The following is an 18,586-nucleotide window of genomic DNA, read 5'->3' as shown; positions in this document are numbered from 1 at the left end:
CGGTGTTCGACGCGGTGGCCAGGTGGGGGTACCGCTCCGGGGGCGCTACTCCGGCGCCGTCGCCTTCAGGGCCAGCCACAGCTCCATGCGGACGTCCGGGTCGTCCAGGGAGCGGCCGAGGATCTCCTCCACCCGGCGCATCCGGTAGCGCAGGGTGTGGCGGTGGACGCCGAGGTCGGCGGCGGCCGCGTCCCACTGGCCGTGGCGGGAGAGCCAGGCGCGCAGCGAGGCGACCAGGTCGCCCCGGCCGGTGGCGTCGTGCTCGTGCAGCGCCCGCAGCAGGCCGTCGGCGAAGGCGCGCACCGCGTCGTCGGCGAGCAGCGGCAGGACCGAGCCCGCCGCCACGTGCTCGTGCTCCACGCAGACGCGGCCTCGCCGGCGGGCCACCGAGAGAGCCTGCTGGGCCTGCTTGTAGGCGGCGGAGGCGGCGATGGGCCCGGACGGCGCCGAGAGCCCGACGACCAGGCTCTCCTCGTCGCCGCCCGCGAGGGGCTCGGAGGCCGGGCGGGCGGCCTCCAGCGCCGAGGCGTGCTCGACGCAGGCGGCGACGGCCGCGCCCCCGTCGGTGGCCAGCACCACCAGGCGTTCCCCGTCGGGGACGACCAGCACCGCCTCGCCGGAGCGGGCCGCCGCGGACTCCGCCGCTTCGGCGAGCGCGCCGAGGGTGCCGAGGGTGCCGAGCGGGTCGCCGCCGGGGTCGCCGCCCGTCCCGGCGGCGGTGTGCACGGCCGTGGCGGAGGCCCTGTTCCTGGCCGCCCCCGACTCGGCGACGATCATCCGGAACGGCGCGTCCAGCAGCCCGCCGTACAGGTCCCCGGCGACCGTGCGCGCGTGGTCGGGTTCACCGGCCAGCAGCATGCGCAGCACGGCCGCGTCGATGCGCAGTCCGGCCTCGTGCAGGGAGCGGGAGCGCTCCGTGGTGAGGGTCAGCAGGGCGATGGCGGAGTGGACGGCGTACCGCTCGGCGGTGCCGAGGGCCGCGGCGGTGCCGACGGCGAGCGCGGAGCGGGGCCTGCGGGAGGTGCCGAGGGAGTGCAGCTCGACCCGGTCGGCGTTCTCGGGGTGCTCGGTGTTCCCCGCTCCGCCGACCACCGACGAGGCCGGGGCGGGGCGCTCGCGCAGCCGCTGCACGTCCGCGGTGAGCCGGGCGGCCCTGCGGCCCGCCCACTCCGGTGCGGTGGCGACGACGGCGCCCGAGGCGTCGTACAGCGCCGCCCAGCCGTCGACCTGCGCGGCGAGCGCGGCCAGCAGCCCCTCCGGGCCCTCGGTGAGGGTCCGCCGGGTCAGCTCCCGCTGAGCGGCGAAGCCGGCCGTGACCGCGCGGTACTGGTCGGCGGCGATGGCGGCGGAGACGGCCTTGCTGATGGCGAGGAAGGGGGTGCGGCGCGGCACTTCGAGCAGCGGCAGCCCCTCCTGCCGGGCGGCGTCCACCAGCGCCTCGGGGACGTCGTCGTAGTTGACCCCGACGGCGAAGCCGAGGCCCACCACTCCCGCGCCCGCCAGCCGCTTGACGTACCGGTGCATCGCCTCGGGGTCCTCGGCGTCCAGCTTGAGGGCGGTGATCAGCAGCAGCTCCCCGCCCTCCATGTAGGGCACGGGGTCGGCGAGTTCGCTGACGTGGGCCCAGCGCACCGGCACGTCGAGGCGGTCCTCGCCGGCGCGCACGGTCAGCTTGAGCGCCGAGTGGTGGACGAGCGAGGCGAGCGTGGGGGGCATGGGGCCTGGGCCTTCGGGGTCTGCGTCGGGGGCGCGGGGCGGTGTGGAGTCTCTGTGATCTTTTGGCCGCCGCGTATGAACGACCTGTGTCGATTCTGCCTCACTGTACGGTCCCGGGTGCCCGCCCGTGGCCCGTACGGCTCACCCGCGCAGATCCACCAGCAGCGGCGGCGCGTGCTCTCCCTTGACGCTGGTCAGCGACAGCACCGCGTGCCCGGCCGGCACGGCGTGCGCCAGCTCGGAGGCCGACCATCGCTCCCGCTCGACCTGGCGGACGGTCACCGCGCGCGCGGTGGGCGCCTTGCCGGTGATCACCCGGCGGAGCATGTGCACGGCCTTGCCCGCCGGGGTCTCGGCGATGATCTGCCGGTCGGTGACGTCGCGGGCCTCGGTCCACTCCTTGCCCCACACCTCGGCGAAGTCCTGCCCGTCCCAGGGGGTGAGCCCGGACAGCGCCATCCGGCACCCGATGGCCCCGAGCAGCGGCCCGCGCAACGGGCGCGGTACGTCGTCCAGGGTGCGCAGGGTCAGGACCACGCCGGCACCGGCCGAGCGCAGCCGCTGCACGCCCCGCACCGCCTCCGGCGTCACCACGCCGCTCGCGTCGTCCAGCACCAGGCAGGCGAACAGCGAGCGGTCCTCCCGCACCGAGACGCTCGCCGTGAACTGGGCGAGCACCAGCCTCGCCAGCATCCGCGAGGCGTCGGCGTGGCCGCGCTGGGGCAGGTCGATGCGGACCCGCACCGGGTGGTCGAGGGCCTTGAGGGAGAAGGGCCGGGACTGTCCGGAGGTGTCGAAGAAGGGGGCGAAGGCGGGGCGGTCCAGGAGCGCCACCCGGTCGGCCAGGACGCCTCCCACGTCGCCGGGCCGGCCCTGCTGCCGCTCGCGCGCGTCCAGCTCGCGCAGCAGGGACTCCTGCCCGGCCGCGCGCAGTCCCTCGCGCAGCTCGGCCAGCGGTCCGGGCGCGCCGTCCAGCAGTTGCCGCAGTTCGGGCACGCCGGGGAAGCGGCCGTGGACCGCGCGGAAGGGGCCGAGCAACTGGGCGAGGACGGTGGTGGAGCGGCGGGTGTCGCCGCCCTGGTGCTGGTCGGTGAGGTCGCCGACCAGGGCCTCCGCGAGTACGACGGCGGCCTCGTCGGGGTCGGTGGTGCCGCCGTACAGGTCCAGGTCGTACACGGAGTCCGGGTTGCCGATGCGGACGACGACGTCGTAGGCGTCCGTCGGGCCGAGGTCCGCACCCGCGGCGCCGACCACGACGACCGCGGCGCGCCCGGCGAGCGCGTGCAGGCACAGCGATTCGGTGAGCGGACGCACCAGGCTGCCGGTCTTGCCGGAGCCCGCGGGTCCGACGGCGAGCAGCGAGGTGCCGAGCAGGTCGGGCCCGAGGGCGAGACCGGCGCCGCGGTAGGCGTAGGGGTTGCGGGCGTCGTCGGCGGCCGTGCCGATGCGCACCTGGCCGGTGACGAGGTCGTGCCGGGCCTGCCGGGCGGGCAGGTCGCGGGCGCCGGAGGGGTGCGGGCAGGCGGCGGAGCCGTGGCTGAGCACGGCTCCGGTGAAGGTGGCGAGGCTGTGCCGGCCGCGCTGCACGCCCTGCCAGGCGCGGGCGATGCGGGCGTGGTCCACGTCCCGCATGAGTCCCGAGCGGGCGTCGGCGGCGAGCCGCTCGGCGGCGTCGTGGGCACCGGCCGCACGGAGCGCGGGCCAGGCGGCGGGGTCCTCCTCGGCGGCGGGCGGGGGCACCGCGCGGGGGACGGCGCGGCGCCAGGCGGGCGGGCCGTAGCGCCGCCAGATCTCGCCCCAGCGGCCGAGCCGCCCGACGCCGACCATGATGATGCCGGCGATCAGGACGTAGTAGGCGTAGACGACCACGACCGAGGTGAAGCTGTGGGGCTCGGCCCAGGAGTCCGGGATCATCGCGTAGAGGGGCAGCAGCCACCAGCCGCCCAGGTAGCCGTTCCAGAGCAGCGACCAGATCAGCCAGCCGACCAGGAACGCGATCACCGCGCCGCTCAGCAGCTGCCGGCCCGGCACCCGCTCGGGCTCCTCCTCGGGCCGCGGCCGGTGTCCGAACCGCCACACGCCGGGCAGGGCCTGGGGGCGCGGGGTGCGCAGCCAGGTCAGGAAGGCCGAACCGTCCGAGGTCCCGGGTGCCCGCGCCGGCCGGGGCGGCACCGCGGGTGCCTCGGGGGGCTTCGCGGGCACCTCCGGGGGACCCGCCGGACGCGGCACCGGATTCGCATGCGTGCCCCGCGCGTCCCGGGTCCCGTCGCCGTCCATCGCCCTTGCCCCCTGACCTGCCGCTCCGTCCACCATCAGCGAGCCAATCTAACGCCCTTGCAAGGGGAGTTCACCGCTTACGCGGCCGGGCCCGCGCCGACGTGTCCATATGTCGCCGTTCCCGGCACCTGTCCATGTCGGACAAGCGGCCGTTCGGACAACGCCCACATGGAGCATGCCCACCCCACGGCACCGGTCCTAGCCTGCGAGAAAAGAAGTCAAGCGTTCGCCCGCACGACCCCAGGAGCCCCCCATGACCGCACTTCCGCAGGAGCGCCGCGTCGTCACCGCCATCCCCGGCCCGAAGTCGCAGGAGCTGCAGGCCCGCCGTACGGCCGTGGTCGCGCAGGGTGTGGGCTCCACGCTGCCCGTCTTCGTCGCGCGCGCCGGTGGCGGTGTCATCGAGGACGTCGACGGCAACCGCCTGATCGACTTCGGTTCCGGCATCGCGGTGACCTCCGTCGGCGCCTCCGCCGAGGCCGTCGTGCGCAAGGCGTCCGCGCAGCTCGCCGACTTCACCCACACCTGTTTCATGGTCACGCCGTACGAGGGCTACGTCGCCGTCGCCGAGGCGCTGGCCGAGCTGACGCCCGGCGACCACGCGAAGAAGTCGGCGCTGTTCAACAGCGGCGCCGAGGCGGTCGAGAACGCCGTCAAGATCGCGCGGGCGTACACCAAGCGGCAGGCCGTGGTCGTCTTCGACCACGGGTACCACGGCCGGACCAACCTGACGATGGCACTGACCGCCAAGAACATGCCGTACAAGGACGGCTTCGGTCCGTTCGCGCCCGAGGTGTACCGCGTGCCGGTCGCCTACGGCTACCGCTGGCCCACGGGTGCGGAGAACGCCGGTCCGGAGGCCGCCGCGCAGGCGATCGACCAGATCACCAAGCAGGTCGGCGCCCAGAACGTGGCCGCGATCGTCATCGAGCCGGTGCTCGGGGAGGGCGGCTTCATCGAGCCGGCCAAGGGCTTCCTGCCCGCGATCAGCCGGTTCGCCGCGGACAACGGGATCGTCTTCGTCGCGGACGAGATCCAGTCCGGCTTCTGCCGCACCGGTCAGTGGTTCGCCTGCGAGGACGAGGGCATCGTCCCGGACCTGATCACGACGGCGAAGGGCATCGCGGGCGGTCTGCCGCTGTCCGCCGTCACCGGCCGCGCCGAGATCATGGACGCCGCGCACTCCGGTGGCCTCGGCGGCACCTACGGCGGCAACCCGGTGGCGTGCGCGGGCGCGCTCGGTGCCATCGAGACGATGAAGGAGCTGGACCTCAACGCCCGGGCGAAGGCCATCGAGGCGGTCATGAAGTCCCGCCTGGCCGCCATGGCCGAGAAGTTCGACGTCATCGGCGACGTCCGGGGCCGCGGCGCGATGATCGCGATCGAGCTGGTCAAGGACCGCGGCACCAAGGAGCCGAACCCGGAGGCGACGGCCGCGCTCGCCAAGGCCTGCCACCAGGAGGGGCTGCTGGTCCTGACCTGTGGCACCTACGGCAACGTGCTGCGCTTTCTGCCCCCGCTGGTGATCGGGGAGGACCTGCTGAACGAGGGTCTCGACATCATCGAGCAGGCGTTCACCCGCGTCTGAGCACGAGTGCCGAACGCGCATCCGAGCCCCGTTTCGCACGCCTGGCGGAGCGAGCGGCAGAGCGTGTGAAGAACGTGTGCGGGGTGGATGTCAGGACGCCGATGGACCTGTCCTGAGCGCACCCCCTGCCGTAGGTTCTACGCAGATGAGAGATACACCCGCCCACAGGGGACTGTGGGCGGATCATCAGGACGAGGCTTCCCCGGCTTCGACCTGGTCGTGCCTCGCGCACACAACCGGAGCCCACGGGTTCCGGCTTCCTCACCGATCGGACGGTCGCCCGCCCCAAACCCCCCGGGGCGCGCGGCGTTCCGGTCAGGACGGCCGCCTCGGCACTCGGGACGGTGGTTCACCGAAGGGCCGACACACTCCCCCCCCTTGTGCCGGCCCTTCGGTGTCTCTTCGCACGCGACGGCGGGCCTGCGAAGCTGGGCGTCATGCCGGACTCCGCTCCTCCCCGCACCCTGCCCGCCCTCGTCGGGCTCGCCCTGCTTCTCTTCGCGCTGATCACCTGGCAGGTTCTCGCCGACGGCCCGCTGGTCGCGGTGGACGAGCGGCTGAGCAGGGTGCTCGTCGACCCCGACCGGTTCTCCGAGCTGCTGTCCGACCTGGGCAACGTGCCGGTGGCCGTGCCCGTTCTCGTCGTGGCGCTGGCGTACACGGCGTGGCGCGGGCGTGCCGCGGGGGCGGACCGCTGGTGGCTGCCGCCGCTGGCCGGGGCCCTGGCGATGATGCTGGTGCCCGCGCTGGTCGCCCCGTTGAAGGAGTGGACCGACCGCCCCGGCACCCCGGCGGTGCCGCCCGCGGTCGGCTACTACCCCTCGGGCCACACCGCCACGGCGGTCGTCGCGTACGGCGCGGCGACAGTGCTGCTGCTCGGGCGGCTGCGCGCGCCGGCCGTACGCCGGACGCTGGTCGTGCTGTGCGCCCTGCTGGTGCTCGGCACCTCCTACGGGCTGGTGCGGCGGGGCTACCACTGGCCCCTGGACGTGGTGGCGAGCTGGTGCCTGGGAGCGGTGCTGCTGAGCGGGGTCCGGCTGGTGGTCCGCCGGACCCCGCCCGGAAACCGGACCCCGCCGGACGTCAGCCGAAGTACGCGTCGAAGTTCTTCTGGAACTCCCAGTTCGAGTAGCGGTCCCAGTTGATCGACCACGTCATCAGGCCGCGCAGGTCCGGCCAGGTGCCGTGGGTGGCGTACGAGCCGCAGTCGGTCTTCTTGGTCAGGCAGTTCAGCGCCTTGTTGACCTCGGCCGGCGAGACGTGGCCGTTGCCCGCCTGGGTGGAGGCCGGCATGCCGATCGCGACCTGGTCCGGGCGCAGCGGCGGGAAGACGTTGTTCGCGTCGCCCGCGACCGGGAAGCCGGTGAGCAGCATGTCGGTCATGGCGATGTGGAAGTCGGCGCCGCCCATGGAGTGGTACTGGTTGTCGAGGCCCATGATCGAGCCGGAGTTGTAGTCCTGCACGTGCAGCAGGGTCAGGTCGTCGCGCAGGGCGTGGATCACGGGCAGGTAGGCCCCGGCCCGCGGGTCCTGGCCGCCCCACTTGCCGGTGCCGTAGTACTGGTAGCCGAGCTGGACGAAGAAGGTCTCGGGCGCCATGGTCAGCACGAAGCCGTCGCCGTACTTGGCCTTCAGGGTCTTCACGGCCGAGATGAGGTTGACGATGACGGGAGTCTTCGGGTTCTTGAAGTCCGTGTCGTCGGCGTTCAGGGAGAGCGAGTGGCCCTCGAAGTCGATGTCGAGGCCGTCCAGGCCGTACTCGTCGATGATCGCGGAGACGGAGGAGACGAACTTGTCGCGGGCGGCGGTGCTGGTGAGCTGCACCTGGCCGTTCTGGCCGCCGATGGAGATCAGCACCTTCTTGCCGGCCGCCTGCTTGGCCTTGATCGCCGCCTTGAACTCGGCGTCGCTCTCCACGTTCGGGCACTCGGCGACCGGGCACCGCTCGAAGCGGATGTCGCCGGAGGTGACCGAGGTGGGCTCGCCGAAGGCCAGGTCGATGACGTCCCAGCTGTCGGGCACGTCGGCCATGCGCGTGTAGCCGGAGCCGTTGGCGAAGCTGGCGTGGAGGTAGCCGACCAGGGCGTGGGCCGGGAGGTCGGAGGAGCCGCCGCCGTCGTCCGGGCGCTGGGCGGTGGTCGCGGTGACCGTGGCGGAGCGCGCCGACTCGCCCGCGTCGTTGACCGCGGTGACCTGGAAGGAGTACGCCGTCGACGGGGTCAGGCCGGACACGGTGGTGGAGGTGCCGGTGACCGTGCTGACCTTGGCGCCGTCGCGGTAGACGGCGTAGCCCGTCGCGCCCGGCACCGGTGACCAGGACAGGGCGACGCTGGAGGAGGTCACCGAGCCGGTCTTCAGGCCGCCGGGGACCGCCGGGGGCTGCTGCGTCTCGCCGCCCGGGCCGGTGAGGGAGATGTCGTCGGCGTGGTAGGCGCCGGTGCCGTACCAGCCGTGGGTGTAGATGGTGACCTTGGTGGTCGAGGGGCCGGTGCGGAAGGTGGTCGTCAGCTGCTGCCAGTCGGGGGCGGACTGGGCCCAGGTGGAGACGTCGGTGGTGCCGGTGCCGCTCGCGCCGAGGTAGACGTAGGTGCCCTGGACATATCCGGAGAGCGTGTACTGGGAGTCCGGTTTGACGGACACCGTCTGCGAGCAGCGGGCGTTGTCGGAGCCGGCCGGGGTGGCTTTCAGGGCCGACGTGCCGCCGTGCACGGGCGAGGTCACGGTGGTGCCCGCGGTACAGGTCCAGCCGTCGAGCGCGGATTCGAAGCCGCCGTTGCGGGCGAGGTCCGCGTCGGCCGCACGGGCGGCCGACGTGAGCGCGGTCAGGCCGGACGCGGCGAGGGCCGCGGCCGTGAGCAGGGTGACGAGGGGGCGGCGGGCGAGAGGTCTGGCGCGTTGTACGTGTGCGCGTTCCACAAGTACCTCCGGACATGGGGGAGATGGGGAGGGTGGAGCGCGCCCAATTTGGTCCAGACCAATTCTGTTGTCAACCCCTTGCGCACCTCACCTGTACCTCATCTGCCGCTACCCCTCGTTCTCCTGCACCGCGAGAGCCGCCGCCGCCTCGTGCATCGCCAGCTCCAGGAGCGAGGGGTCGGTGAGGGTCCCGGTCCCGTCCGGCGGGATCAGCCAGCGGGTGCCGCCGGACGACAGCCCGCCGGGGTGGGGCACCACGATCCAGGTGCCGAGCCCGGCGGTCCGGATGCCGGTGCCCAGCCAGCGGGCCGCCGTGCCGGCCGGCACGAAGAAGCCCGTGCGCGCGTCGCCGAAGTCGGCGAGCACCGGTCCTGGCTGGTCCAGGACGCGGGAGAGCACGTCCAGGGTCGGATAGCCGAGCCTGCTCGGCAGGATGAGCACGTCCCAGGCCTTGCCGGCGGGCAGCAGCGCGACGCCCGAGGGGTCGCGCTCCCAGTCCCGGCGGCAGGACCCGGGATCCGGTGCGACGGATGCCAGCCACGCGACCGCCGTCTTCGCACCAGGCATGTGAAACCTCCCTTTCACTCGTCGACGCGGGATGCGTCACGAGGGAGAGGGCGGTCGCCCGCCCGCATTACGCGGGTTGCGGTACATCGTTGGGGTGAACCGGATCACATGGGCGGCGGTCGCTAACTGTCGAAGCCCAGCCCCAGCTTGTCCATCGTCCGCAGCCACAGGTTGCGCCTCCCGCCGTGCGCGTCCGCGCGGGCCAGCGACCACTTGGTGAGCGCGATGCCGGTCCAGGCGAACGGCTCGGGCGGGAACGGCAGCGGCTTCGTGCGCACCATCTCCAGTTCCGTGCGCTCGGTGCGCTCCCCCGACAGCAGGTCGAGCATCACCTCGGCGCCGAACCGGGTCGCGCCCACACCCAGGCCGGTGTACCCGGCCGCGTACGCCACCCTGCCCCGGTGCGCGGTGCCGAAGAACGCCGAGAAGCGCGAGCAGGTGTCGATGGCACCGCCCCAGGCGTGGGTGAAGCGGACACCCTCCAGCTGCGGGAAGCAGGTGAAGAAGTGTCCGGCGAGCTTGGCGTAGGTCTCCGGGCGGTGGTCGTACTCGGCGCGCACCCGGCCGCCGTAGGGGTAGACGGCGTCGTAGCCGCCCCACAGGATGCGGTTGTCTGACGACAGGCGGAAGTAGTGGAACTGGTTGGCACTGTCGCCGAGTCCCTGCCGGTTCTTCCACCCGATCGAGGCCAGTTGTTCCGCACCGAGCGGCTCGGTCATCAGCGCGTAGTCGTACACGGGGACGGTGTACGGGCGCACCCGCCGGACCAGGTTCGGGAAGACGTTGGTGCCGAGCGCGACCGTGCGGGCGCGGACCCCGCCGTAGGGGGTGCGTACGGCCATGCCGGCGCCGTGCGGCTTGAGGGTGAGCGCGGGAGTGCGCTCGTAGACGCGTACGCCGAGCGCGAGGCAGGCCCGCTTGAGGCCCCAGGCCAGCTTGGCGGGGTTGACCATCGCCACGCCCCGCCGGTCCCACAGGCCGGCCCGGAAGGTCGGTGAGTCGACCTGCTCCCGTACGGCCTCGGCGTCCAGGTACTCGATGCCCTCGGCGAGGCCCTTGGCGCGGATCTCCTCGTACCAGTCCGCCAGTTCCCGGGCCTGGTGGGACTCGGTGGCGACGTCGATCTCGCCGGTGCGCTCGAAGTCGCAGTCGAGGCCGTGGCGGGCGACCGCCGCCTCGATCGCGTCGAGGTTGCGGGCGCCCAGCTCCTCCAGCCGGTGGATGTCGTCCGGCCAGCGGGTGAGGCCGTTGGACAGCCCGTGGGTGAGGGAGGCCGCGCAGAAGCCGCCGTTGCGGCCGGAGGCGGCCCAGCCCACCTCGCGGCCCTCGATCAGCACCACGTCCCGCTCCGGGTCGCGCTCCTTGGCGATCAGCGCGGTCCACAGCCCGCTGTATCCGCCGCCCACGACCAGCACGTCGCAGGTCTCGGCGCCGGTGAGGGCGGCCTCGGGGCGGGGACGGCCGGGGTCGTCCAGCCAGAACGGGACCGGCTGGGCGTCGGAAAGGGATTTCGTCCAGTCGTTGCTGCGGCTCATGGCGCCAGGGGCCATGATTTCAACTCCCTACGAAGACAAACCGATGTGCTTCATGCCTTGCGGCGGTTTCGGCGGTTGCCGATGACCATGGAGACCAGGACGAACAGTACGGCGATCACGAACATGGCCGTACCGACGACATTGATCTGAACGGGCGTTCCGCGCTGGGCCGATCCCCACACGAACATGGGGAAGGTGACGGTCGAACCCGCGTTGAAATTGGTGATGATGAAATCGTCGAAGGACAGCGCGAAGGCGAGCAGCGCGCCGGCTGCGATGCCGGGTGCGGCGATGGGCAGCGTGACCCGCACGAAGGTCTGGAAGGGACCGGCGTACAGGTCCTGCGCCGCCTGCTCCAGGCGCGGGTCCATCGACATCACGCGCGCCTTGACGGCCGTCACGACGAAGCTGAGGCAGAACATGATGTGGGCGATCAGGATCGTCCAGAAGCCCAGCTGAGCACCCATGTTGAGGAAGAGGGTGAGCAGCGAGGCGGCCATCACGACCTCGGGCATCGCCATCGGCAGGAAGATCAGCGAGTTGATCGCGCCCCGGGCGCGGAAGCGGTAGCGGACCAGCGCGAAGGCGATGGCGGTGCCGAGCGCGGTGGCGCCCAGTGTCGCCCAGAGGGCGATCTGGAGGCTGAGCGAGAGCGAGCCGCACAGCCCGGCGACCCCGCACGGGTCCTTCCAGGCGTCCGTGGAGAACTGCTGCCATTCGTAGTTGAATCGCCCGTTCGGTTTGTTGAACGAGAACACCGTGACGACGACATTGGGCAGCAGGAGATACGCGAGCGTCAGCAGCCCGGCGATGACGACCACATGGCGCTTGAACCAGTTGACGAAGGCCATCTAAACCAGATCCTCCGTCCCCGACTTGCGGATGTAGAAGGTGACCATGGCGAGAATCGCCGCCATCAGAATGAACGAGAGCGCCGCCGCCGTCGGATAGTCCAGCACCCGCAGGAACTGCGACTGGATCACGTTTCCGATCATTCCGGTGTCGGCCGAGCCCAGCAGGGAGGCGTTGACGTAGTCGCCGGTGGCCGGGATAAAGGTCAGCAGGGTGCCGGAGACGACGCCCGGCATCGACAGCGGGAAGGTGACCTTGCGGAAGACGGTGGACGGCTTGGCGTACAGATCCCCCGCCGCCTCGTGCAGCCGGCCGTCGATGCGCTCCAGGGAGGTGTAGAGCGGCAGGATCATGAAGGGCAGGAAGTTGTACGTCAGACCGCAGACCACCGCGAGCGGCGTGGCCAGCACGCGGTCGCCGGAGGTCCAGCCGAGCCAGCTGGTCACGTCCAGGACGTGCAGCGTGTTCAGGGCTCCGACCACCGGCCCGCCGTCCGCGAGGATCGTCTTCCAGGCCAGGGTGCGGATCAGGAAGCTGGTGAAGAACGGCGCGATCACCAGGATCATGATCAGATTGCGCCAGCGGCCCGCGCGGAAGGCGATGAGGTACGCGAGCGGGTAGCCGAGCAGCAGGCACAGCACGGTCGCGGAGGCCGCGTAGGCGACCGAGCGCAGGAACTGCGGCCAGTACTCGGAGATCGCGTCCCAGTAGGTCACGAAGTGCCAGGTGACCTTGTAGCCCGCCTCCAGCGAGCCCGTCTGCACGGAGGTGGAGGCCTGGTAGAGCATCGGCGCCGCGAAGAACACGACCAGCCACAGGATGCCGGGCAGCAGCAGCCAGTACGGCGTCCAGCGGCCGCGTTTGCGCGGGGGCCTGTGCTCGGGCGCGGCCGGGGTCGGAGTCGGGGGCGGTGGCGCCTCGGTGAGGGTGGACATCAGGCGGCCTCGCCCTCGGAGATGCCCGCGTCGATGTCCTGTTCGGCGTCGAGCCCGAAGGTGTGCGCCGGGTTCCAGTGCAGGACGACCTCGGCGCCGGGCGCGAGACGGGGGTCGCGGTCGATGTTCTGGGCGTACACCTCGAACTCGGGGCAGGCGGCGCAGTCGACCACGTACTGGGTGGAGACGCCGATGAAACTCGTGCTGCCGATCCTGCCGGTGACGCGGTTGCGGCCCTCGGGGATGGCGCCCGCGTCGTCCGCGTGGGTGAGGCTGATCTTCTCGGGGCGGACCCCGACCAGGACCTTGCCGCCCGTCTTCGCCGGGGCGGAACACCGGGCGCCGGGCAGGACGAGCTTGTCACCGGCCGCCTTCACGACGACGTCGTCTCCGCTGCGGGTGTCGACCTCGGCCTCGATGAGGTTGGAGGTGCCGAGGAAGTTGGCGACGAACGTGGTCCGCGGGTTCTCGTACAGGTCGGCGGGGGCGCCCAGTTGCTCGACGCGGCCCGCGTTCATCACGGCGACCTGGTCGGCCATCGTCATGGCCTCCTCCTGGTCGTGGGTGACGTGCACGAAGGTGATGCCGACCTCGGTCTGGATGCGCTTGAGCTCCAGCTGCATCTGGCGGCGCAGCTTGAGGTCGAGGGCGCCGAGGGGTTCGTCGAGGAGCAGCACCTCGGGGTGGTTGATCAGGGCGCGGGCGACGGCGACGCGCTGCTGCTGGCCGCCGGAGAGCTGGTGCGGCTTCTTGCGTGCCTGCTCGCCGAGCTGCACCAGGTCGAGCATCTCGCCGACCTGCTTCTTCACGCTCTTGATGCCACGCCGGCGCAGACCGAAGGCGACGTTCTCGTAGATGTCCAGGTGCGGGAAGAGGGCGTAGGACTGGAAGACCGTGTTGACCGGCCGCTTGTAGGGCGGCAGCGCGGTCACGTCCTGGTCGCCGAGGTGGACGGTGCCGCCGCTCGGCTCCTCCAGTCCGGCGATCATGCGCAGGGTGGTGGTCTTGCCGCAGCCGGAGGCGCCGAGCAGGGCGAAGAAGGACCCCTGGGGCACGGTCAGGTCGAGCGGGTGCACGGCGGTGAAGGAGCCGTAGGTCTTGCTGATGCCGGTGAGGCGGACGTCGCCGCCGCCGTCCGTCGCGGCCGTCTGGTTCTTCGTCGTGTTGGTCGTCATCGTCGTCACGCCCCGGTGAGCTTCGCGAACTTCTCTTCGTATGCCGTCTCTTCCTTCGAACTCAGGGAGCGGAAGGAGTGCGACTTGGCCTGCATGGCCTGGTCGGGAATGATCAGCGGGTTGTTCGCCGCGGCCTCGTCGATCTTCGCCAGGTCGTCCTTCACGCCGTCGACGGGGCAGACGAAGTTGATGTAGGCGGCGAGTTCCGCGGCCGGGCCCGGCTCGTAGTAGTAGTCGATGAGCCGTTCGGCGTTGGTCTTGTGCCGTGCCTTGTTGGGGATCAGCATGTTGTCGCTGGACGTGACGTAGCCGCTGTCCGGGATGACGAAGTCGATGTCGGGGTTGTCGGCCTTGAGCTGGACGACGTCACCGGCCCAGGCCAGACAGGCCGCGAAGTCGCCCTTGCTGAGGTCGGACGTGTAGTCGTTGCCGGTGAAGCGGCGTATCTGACCGCGGTCGACGCCCTTCTGGAGCCGGGCGATCCCCGCGTCGTAGTCGTCGTCGGTGAAGCGGGCCGGGTCCTTGCCCATGTCGAGCAGCGTCATGCCCATGGTGTCGCGCATCTCGGTGAGGAAGCCGACCCGGCCCTTGAGCTTCGGGTTGTCGAGCAGGTCGGAGACGGACTTCACCTCGACGCCGTCCAGGGCCTTCTTGTTGTAGGCGATGACGGCGGAGATGCCCTGCCACGGGTAGGAGTAGGCGCGGCCGGGGTCCCAGTCGGGGGTGCGGAACTGGGGCGACAGGTTGGCGAAGGCATGCGGCAGGTTGGCCGGGTCCAGTTTCTGGACCCACCCGAGGCGGATCAGACGGGCGGCCAGCCAGTCGGTGAGGACGATGATGTCGCGGCCGGTCTCCTGGCCCGCGGCGAGCTGCGGCTGGATCTTGCCGAAGAACTCGCTGTTGTCGTTGATGTCCTCGGTGTACGTGACCTTGACGCCGGTGCGCTTGGTGAACGCCTCCAGCGTGGGGTGCCGCCTGCCGCTCTCGTCGACGTCCATGTACTCGGTCCAGTTGGAGAAGCGGACCTGCTTCTCCTCCTTGGAGTGGTCCTCGGCGGACACGCCGCCCTCGGACTTGCCGGCCGCCGGGATGCCGCAGCCGCTCAGCAGGCCCAGTCCCCCGACCGCGAGCGCGCCGCCGGTGGAGGCGCGCAGCAGCGAACGGCGGGTGAGGGCGGCCCTGCCGCTCCTGAGTGAGCGCCGCACGGCGGCCACTTGGGCCGGGGACAGGCGGTCTGGCTCGTACTGCTCCATGCGCGTGGTTGCCCTTTCGGGTGGGTCGGCCGTGGTCGGCGGCCTCTCGTCGTGACTATCGGTCCCCGAAGACGGTGCGGTGCCAGTCCTTGGCCGCCACCGCGGTGTTGTCGAACATGACGTGCTTGACCTGCGTGTACTCCTCGAAGGAGTAGGCGGACATGTCCTTGCCGAAGCCGGACGCCCGGTATCCGCCGTGCGGCATCTCGCTGATGATCGGGATGTGGTCGTTGATCCACACGCAGCCCGCCTTGATCTCGCGGGTGGCGCGGTTCGCGCGGTACACGTCCCGGCTCCAGGCGGAGGCCGCGAGCCCGTACGGCGTGTCGTTGGCCAGCCGGATGCCCTCGTCGTCGGTGTCGAAGGGCAGCACGACCAGGACGGGTCCGAAGATCTCCGACTGGACGACCTCGCTGTCCTGGGCGGCGTCGGCGATCAGGGTGGGCCGGTAGTAGGCGCCGTCCTTGAGGTCGTCCTGCGGGGCCTCGCCGCCGGTCACCACGCGCGCGTAGGAGCGGGCGCGGTCGACGAAGGCGGCGACGCGGTCCCGCTGGACGTGGCTGACCAGCGGGCCGAGGTCGGTGCCGGGGGCGAAGGGGTCGCCGACGCGGACGGTGTCCATAAGAGCGGCGGTCTTCTCGACGAACGCCTCGTAGAGGGGGCGCTGCACGTACGCGCGCGTGGCGGCCGTGCAGTCCTGGCCGGTGTTGATGAGCGCGCCCGCGACCGCGCCGTGGACGGCGGCGTCGAGATCGGCGTCGTCGAAGACGAGGAAGGGGGCCTTGCCGCCGAGTTCCAGGTGGAGCCGCTTGACGGTGGCGGTGGCGACCTCGGCGACGCGCTTGCCGACGGCGGTGGACCCGGTGAAGGAGGTCATGGCGACGTCGGGGTGGCCGACGAGGTGCTCGCCGGCCTCCCGTCCGGTGCCGCTGACGATGTTGATCACGCCGTCCGGAATACCGGCCCCGGTAGCGGCCTGGGCGAACATCAGGGAGGTCAGCGGGGTGATCTCGGCGGGCTTGAGCACGATGGTGTTGCCCGCGGCGATCGCCGGGAGGATCTTCCAGGCGGCCATCTGGAGTGGGTAGTTCCACGGCGCGATCGACCCGACCACGCCGATCGGCTCGCGGCGGACGCCGGAGTACTCCCCCGCCGACTGCCCCTGGAGGTGCCGGGCGGCTCCGGCGAAGAAGGCCGCGTTGTCGACCGTGCCCGGCACGTCGAACTCGCGGGTCAGCTTCAGCGGCTTGCCGCACTGCAGGGACTCCGCGCGGGCGAAGTCCTCGGCGCGCTCGGCGAGGACGGCGGCGAACCGGTGCAGGGCGTCGGAGCGCTCGCCTGGGGTGGCACCGGCCCAGCCGGGGAACGCCGCCCGTGCGGCGGCGACGGCCGCGTCGACGTCGTCGGGTCCGGCGAGCTCGTAGGTCAGGACGTCCTCGCCGGTGGCCGGGTCGACGACGGTGTGCGTCCGTCCGGAGGTGCCCTTCGTGAGACGGCCCGCGATGTACTGGGCCCCGTCCGCGAAGCGGTCCTGGGCCGGGAATCGGTCCGGGGTGGCGTTGCCCGGGTTGTGCATGTCGGCTCTCCTCGGTCTCCCCGTGGCGGGGGCCGGCGTGGCTCAGGCTCGATGTGAGTGCCGATCCTGACAGAGCACTAGGCCTCCAACAAGTGATTCCGTTGTTGCCATTTGGTTACGCGACGGAATCTGTCGACCAGGTGTCGAGTCGCCACGGAAAAGGCCGGACGGACTGTCAGTGGTGCGTGCCACACTCGCGTGCATGGAGAAGATCACGGGGGCGGCGCGGAGCACGGAGGCGCGGGAGAGCGCGGGGACAGCGGTGGGCGCGGACAGCCGGGAGGCGCTGGTCGCCCGGGTCCGGGCCGGCGAGCGGATCAAGTACCTGTGCTTCTGGGGGCACCGGCCGCTCCCGGACGGCAGGCTCGGGCCGAGTTGTCTGAGCCAGTGGTGGCCGTCGCCGTTCACGGTGGCCGGGGTGGAGTACGCGACGGCCGAGCACTGGATGATGGCGGGCAAGGCCCGGCTCTTCGGGGACGCGGAGGCCGAGCGGCGGGTGCTGGCGGCCGCTCATCCCGCCGGGGCGAAGAAGGCGGGCCGGCTCGTGCGCGGTTTCGACGAGGCGGTGTGGGAGCGGGAGCGCTTCCGGATCGTGGTGGAGGGCAGTGTCCACAAGTTCGCCGCGGACCCGGCGCTGCGTGAGTTCCTGCTGGCCACGGGCGGGAGAGTGCTCGTGGAGGCGAGCCCCGTGGACCGGGTGTGGGGCATCGGCCTCGCCGCGGACGACGAGGCGGCGGCGGACCCGGAGCGCTGGCGGGGACCGAATCTGCTGGGCTTCGCGCTGATGGCGGCCAGGGAGCGGCTGCGCGCGGGCGGGTGAGTGAGTGAGGGGGCGGCCCCGGGCCGCCCCCACCGGCGCCTGGCTCAGGCCACGCTCATCAGGCTCGCGAAGGCGAGGAAGCCGAGCAGCGGCAGGATCACCGTGGCCGTGATGCCGAGCACGAGACCGGCGGTCGCGGAGCCCTTGTTGGTGGCCTCACCGCGGGTGGCCTTCCCCCGGCCGATCGTGCCGAAGATGATGCCGAGGATGCCGAGGATCACGCCGAAGAACCAGAGGAAGAAGGTCAGGCTGCACACCACGCCGATGATGCCAAGGACCAGTCCCGTGGTCCCCATGCCGTTGCTCGGCTGCATCGGCATGCCGTAGCCGGGCCCCTGCGGGTAGCCCACCGGCGGGGCGGCCGGGTACGCGGCCCCCTGGTTCGGATAGCCGTACCCGGGCGCGGACTGCGGGTACGCGTAGCCCCCAGCGGGCTGCTGCCCCGGCTGCGGCGGCGGCCCGTATCCCCCGGGTCCGGGATTGGAGTACGACATGAACTGCTCTCCCCTCGTTGGAACTTGACATCGTAGAGGCAACCCTGCGAGGAGGAGCTCAGCTCTCCGCCGCCACGGAGACGGGCACGGGGCGCGAGGAGCCGTAGTAGGGGTCGTCGTAGTCCGAGTCCTCGTTGATCGCGGCGGTGATCCCGATGGCGATCAGCACGATCACGGCTACACCGAGCACGATGCCCACGATGCCCATGACGAATCCGGCCTGCGCCTGCCCGTGGTTGTTGGCCAGGCCGCTCTCCGCCTTCCGGCGGCCCTTGATGCCGAAGACCACGGCGAGGATGCCCAGTACCACCGAGACCACGCCGTACAGGCAGAACAGCGCGCAGGCGAGGATGCCCAGCACCATCGACGCGGTGCCGAGCCCGTTCTGCGGGGGCATCTGCATGCCGGGCCAGCCGTAGCCCTGGCCGTATCCGGGGTAGCCGTACCCGCCCGGGGCACCGGGGCCACCGGGCGCGAGGGGCGGCGGCGGCACCGCGGACTCGGGGCCGGTGAACCCGGCGCCGGGCATCGACGTGACCGTGGCCTGGTCGTGCACGCCCGGCGGCGGCTGCCAGGGGGGCGGCGCGTCCGAGGCGGGCGGCTGCGACTGCTGGGGCGGCTGCTGCGGCTGCCCGGCAGTGGCACCGGCACCGGCACCGGGGCCCTTGTCCAGGGACGGCCCGCTCTCCGGGGGCGCCCAGGGGTCGTTCCCGCCGGAGGACTCCCCCTCCGGCCTTGTCGCGTCCGTCATGTCCTGTCCCCCCAGGTCGTTCGTGCCGCCATGCTACGGTCCCGGGCCGCCGGGCGTGAGACCGGCCTACGATGATCCCCGAACGACCGATCAGCCGATCACCCGTGCCCCACCGCCGCCCCGCGCGGCCC

Annotated in this window: 15 protein-coding genes; 3 read left to right on the top strand and 12 right to left on the bottom strand. The window is 71.9% G+C overall.

From position 1 onward, the window contains the following. Positions 1–45: 45 nt before the first annotated feature. On the bottom strand, positions 46–1,716 hold the full coding sequence (locus ACH4D3_RS32040) for a PucR family transcriptional regulator (protein ID WP_398329364.1): 1,671 nt from the start codon (positions 1,714–1,716) through the stop codon (positions 46–48). A gap of 141 nt (positions 1,717–1,857) precedes the next feature. Next, entirely contained in the window at positions 1,858–3,993 is a 2,136-nt protein-coding gene (locus tag ACH4D3_RS32035; protein WP_398329361.1) for an ATP-binding protein, read from the bottom strand. 253 nt (positions 3,994–4,246) lie between these two features. Here ACH4D3_RS32035 and gabT point away from each other — a divergent pair, with 253 nt between their 5' ends. Next, complete coding sequence (gabT, locus tag ACH4D3_RS32030) at positions 4,247–5,581, top strand: 4-aminobutyrate--2-oxoglutarate transaminase (RefSeq protein WP_398329359.1); 1,335 nt, start codon at positions 4,247–4,249, stop codon at positions 5,579–5,581. A gap of 437 nt (positions 5,582–6,018) precedes the next feature. Beyond that, positions 6,019–6,726 carry a phosphatase PAP2 family protein gene (locus ACH4D3_RS32025; protein ID WP_398329356.1) on the top strand — a complete coding sequence of 236 codons (708 nt, stop codon included), beginning with the start codon at positions 6,019–6,021 and terminating at the stop codon, positions 6,724–6,726. Here the strand turns inward: ACH4D3_RS32025 and ACH4D3_RS32020 are convergent. The 8 genes from ACH4D3_RS32020 to ACH4D3_RS31985 form a co-directional block, all read right to left on the bottom strand. Beyond that, positions 6,665–8,497, bottom strand: a complete 1,833-nt coding sequence (locus ACH4D3_RS32020) for a chitinase (protein ID WP_398329353.1) — start codon at positions 8,495–8,497, stop codon at positions 6,665–6,667. The genes ACH4D3_RS32025 and ACH4D3_RS32020 overlap by 62 nt on opposite strands. Before the next feature lie 108 nt (positions 8,498–8,605). Further along, entirely contained in the window at positions 8,606–9,064 is a 459-nt protein-coding gene (locus ACH4D3_RS32015) for a hypothetical protein (protein WP_398329350.1), read from the bottom strand. A 122-nt stretch (positions 9,065–9,186) separates the two neighbouring features. Continuing rightward, complete coding sequence (locus tag ACH4D3_RS32010; RefSeq protein ID WP_398329347.1) at positions 9,187–10,614, bottom strand: NAD(P)/FAD-dependent oxidoreductase; 1,428 nt, start codon at positions 10,612–10,614, stop codon at positions 9,187–9,189. Between the two features lie 35 nt (positions 10,615–10,649). Continuing rightward, positions 10,650–11,450, bottom strand: coding sequence for an ABC transporter permease (locus tag ACH4D3_RS32005; protein ID WP_136207684.1), 801 nt, complete (start codon positions 11,448–11,450; stop codon positions 10,650–10,652). After that, entirely contained in the window at positions 11,451–12,386 is a 936-nt protein-coding gene (locus ACH4D3_RS32000; protein ID WP_398329344.1) for an ABC transporter permease, read from the bottom strand. Continuing rightward, complete coding sequence (locus tag ACH4D3_RS31995; RefSeq protein ID WP_398329530.1) at positions 12,386–13,561, bottom strand: ABC transporter ATP-binding protein; 1,176 nt, start codon at positions 13,559–13,561, stop codon at positions 12,386–12,388. The genes ACH4D3_RS32000 and ACH4D3_RS31995 overlap by 1 nt, the downstream gene beginning before the upstream one ends. Positions 13,562–13,566: 5 nt before the next feature. Beyond that, positions 13,567–14,814 (bottom strand): PotD/PotF family extracellular solute-binding protein, encoded by a 1,248-nt coding sequence (locus tag ACH4D3_RS31990; RefSeq protein ID WP_398329341.1) that lies wholly within the window; start codon positions 14,812–14,814, stop codon positions 13,567–13,569. A gap of 55 nt (positions 14,815–14,869) precedes the next feature. Further along, the gene (locus ACH4D3_RS31985) at positions 14,870–16,390 is read right to left on the bottom strand and encodes a gamma-aminobutyraldehyde dehydrogenase (RefSeq protein ID WP_398329338.1); all 1,521 of its coding nucleotides are present in this window, start codon (positions 16,388–16,390) and stop codon (positions 14,870–14,872) included. 178 nt (positions 16,391–16,568) lie between these two features. Here ACH4D3_RS31985 and ACH4D3_RS31980 point away from each other — a divergent pair, with 178 nt between their 5' ends. Then, positions 16,569–17,210, top strand: coding sequence for an NADAR family protein (locus ACH4D3_RS31980; RefSeq protein WP_398329335.1), 642 nt, complete (start codon positions 16,569–16,571; stop codon positions 17,208–17,210). 44 nt (positions 17,211–17,254) lie between these two features. Here ACH4D3_RS31980 and ACH4D3_RS31975 read toward each other — a convergent pair whose 3' ends face one another. After that, positions 17,255–17,704, bottom strand: coding sequence for a DUF4190 domain-containing protein (locus ACH4D3_RS31975; protein WP_398329332.1), 450 nt, complete (start codon positions 17,702–17,704; stop codon positions 17,255–17,257). 58 nt (positions 17,705–17,762) lie between these two features. Then, positions 17,763–18,455, bottom strand: a complete 693-nt coding sequence (locus ACH4D3_RS31970; protein ID WP_398329329.1) for a DUF4190 domain-containing protein — start codon at positions 18,453–18,455, stop codon at positions 17,763–17,765. Between the last annotated feature and the right edge of the window lie 131 nt (positions 18,456–18,586).

It is taken from the genome of Streptomyces sp. NPDC018026, assembly GCF_044327745.1.
Taxonomy (GTDB): domain Bacteria; phylum Actinomycetota; class Actinomycetes; order Streptomycetales; family Streptomycetaceae; genus Streptomyces; species Streptomyces rubrogriseus.
The sequence above is the reverse complement of the archived record's forward strand: the minus strand, read 5'-3'. Positions and strand labels throughout refer to the sequence as shown.